Source organism: Streptomyces sp. NPDC001858, assembly GCF_053594615.1.
Window position 1 is genome coordinate 1 of sequence record NZ_JBSFEV010000102.1, and the last position, 3525, is coordinate 3525.

The 3525-nt window shown below is 65.1% G+C and carries 1 protein-coding gene; it reads left to right on the forward strand.

The annotated features are described in order from the left end of the window. Nucleotides 1-12: 12 nt before the first annotated feature. A partial coding sequence (locus tag ACWCPF_RS45255) for an amino acid adenylation domain-containing protein (protein ID WP_451051001.1) occupies nt 13-3525 on the forward strand: 3513 nt, incomplete at its 3' end.

Here is a 3525-nt window from a genome sequence, read left to right on the forward strand (position 1 = left end):
TTGGGGTTTGGGTTGTTGCGGTATTTGAATGCGGGGACGGGTGGGGTGTTGGGGTTGGGTGCGCGGCCGGAGATCGGGTTCAACTATTTGGGTCGGTTCGGTGTGGGTTCGGGTGGCGGTGGTGGTGCGTGGGAGTTGGTGTCGGAGTCGGTGGCGTTGGGGTCGGGGTTGGATGCGGGGATGCCGGTGCCGCATGCGTTGGAGGTGAATGCGGTGGTGCGTGAGGGTGTGGGGGGTGGGTGTCTGCAGGTGTCGTGGTCGTGGGCGTCCGGGGTGTTGGACGGGGATGAGGTGGAGGTGCTGTCGGGCTTGTTCGTGGAGGCGTTGCAGGCGCTGATCCGGCATGCGGCTGGTGGGGGTGCGGGTGGTCTGACGCCGTCCGATCTGCCGTTGGTGTCCCTGTCCCAGGCGGAGATCGATGGGCTGGAGGCGGTCGGGGAGGTGGCGGACGTGCTTCCGCTGGCTCCCTTGCAGGAGGGCCTGTTGTTCCATGCGTTGTATGACGAGCAGGCGCTGGACGTCTACACGACACAGATGTCCTTTCGCATCGACGGTGCCTTGGACGTTCGGGCGTTGAAGGCTGCGGCTGGTGTGGTGCTGGATCGGCATGCGAATCTGCGGGCGGGGTTTGTGCATGAGGGGTTGCGGCAGCCGGTGCAGGTGATCCCGCGTGGGGTCGAACTGCCTTGGCAGGACGTTGATTTCAGCGGGCTGGCGGTCGTGGAGCAGGATGCGGCGGTGCGGGCGTGGCTGGAGGAAGACCAGGCACGTCGGTTCGACCTCGCTTCCCCGCCGTTGCTGCGGTTCACGCTGATCCGCCTCGCCGGTGAGCAGTTCCAGTTGGTGTTCACCAGTCATCATCTGCTGCTGGACGGCTGGTCTCTGCCGGTACTCATGCGAGAGCTGAACACCGTGTATTCGCAGGCTGGTGCTGGTGCTGGTGCTGGTGCTGGTGGTCTGGGGCCGGTGACGCCGTATCGGGAGTTCTTGGCGTGGGTGGCTGGTCAGGACAGGGCGGCGGGTCTGGGCGCGTGGAGTGCTGCCCTGGCAGGGGTAGAGGAGGCGACGCGGCTGGCTCCGGTAGTGGCGGGGCGTGCTGCGGTGGCTCCTGAGCGGGTGTCGGTGCGGGTGTCGGCTGAGCTGACGGGTGCGTTGTCGGCGGCGGCTCGTGGGTGTGGGGTGACGTTGAATACGGTCGTCCAGCTGGCGTGGGGGGTGTTGCTGGGGCGGATGACGGGTCGTGACGATGTGGTGTTCGGGGCGACGGTGTCGGGCCGGCCCGCGCAGATCCCGGGTGTCGAGTCGATGGTCGGGTTGTTCATCAACACGGTTCCGGTGCGGGTGCGTCTGACGCCGGGTGAATCGCTGCGCGGGGCGTTGGCGAGGCTTCAGGAGGAGCAGAGCCGACTGCTGGCGCATCAGCATCTCAAGCTCACCGACATCCACGCTCTGACCCCGGCGGGCGAGCTCTTCGACACCGTCGTCGTCTTCGAGAACTATCCCGTCGAGGAGAAGGCATTCGACCAGGCAGCAACCTCCACCCTTGACCTCACCCACACCGAAACTCACGACGCGACTCATTACCCGCTGAGCCTGATGGTGATGCCGGGGAGAGCATTGCACCTGCGTCTTGACTACCGTCCAGACGCGTTCACCATCGCTGAGGTTGAGGAGCTTGGTGAGCGCCTGGTCCGGGTTCTGGAGGCTGTGGTCACCGACTCCGGACAGCCGGTGCTCGAGATCGACGTACTCAGTGAAGACGAGCGTGAGCGCACGCTGAACGCCTGGAACGACACGGCACATGAGGTGCCCGACACAACGCTCCCCGAACTGTTCGAGGAGCAGGTGGTCCGGACTCCCGACAGTGTCGCGTTGGTGAGCGGTGGCACCAAGCTGTCGTATGCGGAGCTGAACGGGCGAGTCAACAGGCTTGCCCGGTACCTGGTCAGCCTGGGCGCGGGACCCGAGCGCCTGGTGGCAGTGGCTTTGCCGCGCTCGCTTGACCTGGTCGTCGGACTCTTGGCAGTGGTGAAGACCGGTGCTGCGTATGTGCCGGTGGATCCGGAGTACCCGAGTGACCGGATCGCCTACATGCTTCAGGATGCCCAGCCCGTCCTGGTCATCACGGACACGGACACGGCGCGGAATCTGCCTCCGGAGAGCACGACTCGTGTGGGTCGGGTGGTGCTGGACGAGGAAACCGTTCAGAGGCATCTGCGCGACCTGGACACCAGGGATCTGGCTGGCGACGAGCTGTCGGGCATGCTGCTGCCCCAGCACCCGGCCTATGTCATCTACACATCGGGATCCACGGGGCGACCCAAGGGCGTCGCGGTCCCGCATTCCGCCATCGTCAATCGCCTGCTCTGGATGCAGAGCGAATACTCGCTGGAGGCGAAGGACAGGGTTCTCCAGAAGACTTCCGCGGCGTTCGACGTCTCCGTGTGGGAGTTCTTCTGGCCTCTGATCGTCGGGGCCGGCATGGTCGTCGCTTCGGGGGGAGAACACAAGGATCCCTCGGCTCTGGCCGAGCTGATTCGACGGGAGAAGGTCACCACCGCGCACTTCGTCCCTTCGATGCTGAACGTATTCCTCCAGGCGCCCTCGGCAGTTCCCTGTGAACCGCTGGAGAGGGTCATCTGCAGCGGCGAACCCCTGTCGACGGACTTGAAGAACCAGGCGCTGCATTTGCTGGACGCGTCGGTTCACAACCTTTACGGCCCCACTGAGGCCGCCGTGGACGTCACGTTCTGGGAATGCACTACGAACGAAGAAATAACGCCGATCGGCCGACCGGTCTGGAACACCCGGGTTTACGTGTTGGATGCCGGGTTGCGTCCGGTGCCGGTGGGTGTTGCGGGTGAGTTGTATATAGCGGGTGCGCAATTGGCTCGGGGGTATGTGGGGCGTGCGGGGCTGACGGCGGAGCGGTTCGTCGCGGACCCGTTCGGTGCGGCGGGGGCGCGGATGTACCGGACCGGGGACCTGGTGAGGTGGAGTGCTGACGGGGTCCTGGAGTTTGTGGGGCGCGCGGATGGCCAGGTGAAGGTGCGGGGTTTCCGTATCGAGCTGGGTGAGGTCGAGGCGGTGCTGGCCGGCCATGACGACGTGGCTCAGGCCGCGGTGGTTGTGCGCGAGGATCAGCCGGGTGACAAGCGCTTGGTGGCCTATGTCGTTCCCACGGCGAGCAGCACCCCGGATACAGCGGGACTGCGCGGCTACCTGGCTGAGCGTTTGCCGGATTACATGATTCCCTCTGCCTTTGTGGTTCTGGACGAGCTGCCTGTTACCCCGAACGGGAAACTGGACCGGCGGGCTTTGCCTGAGCCGGAGTTCGTTTCGGACGGGTTGGGCCGGGCGCCGAGGTCGCCGCAAGAAGAGATTCTTTGTGCCCTGTTCGCGGAAGTCCTCGGTGTCAGCTCCATCTCGATTGATGATGGGTTTTTTGAGTTGGGTGGGGACAGTATTTTGTCGATTCAGTTGGTGGCGCGGGCGCGTGGGGTGGGGTTGGTGTTTTCGCCGCGG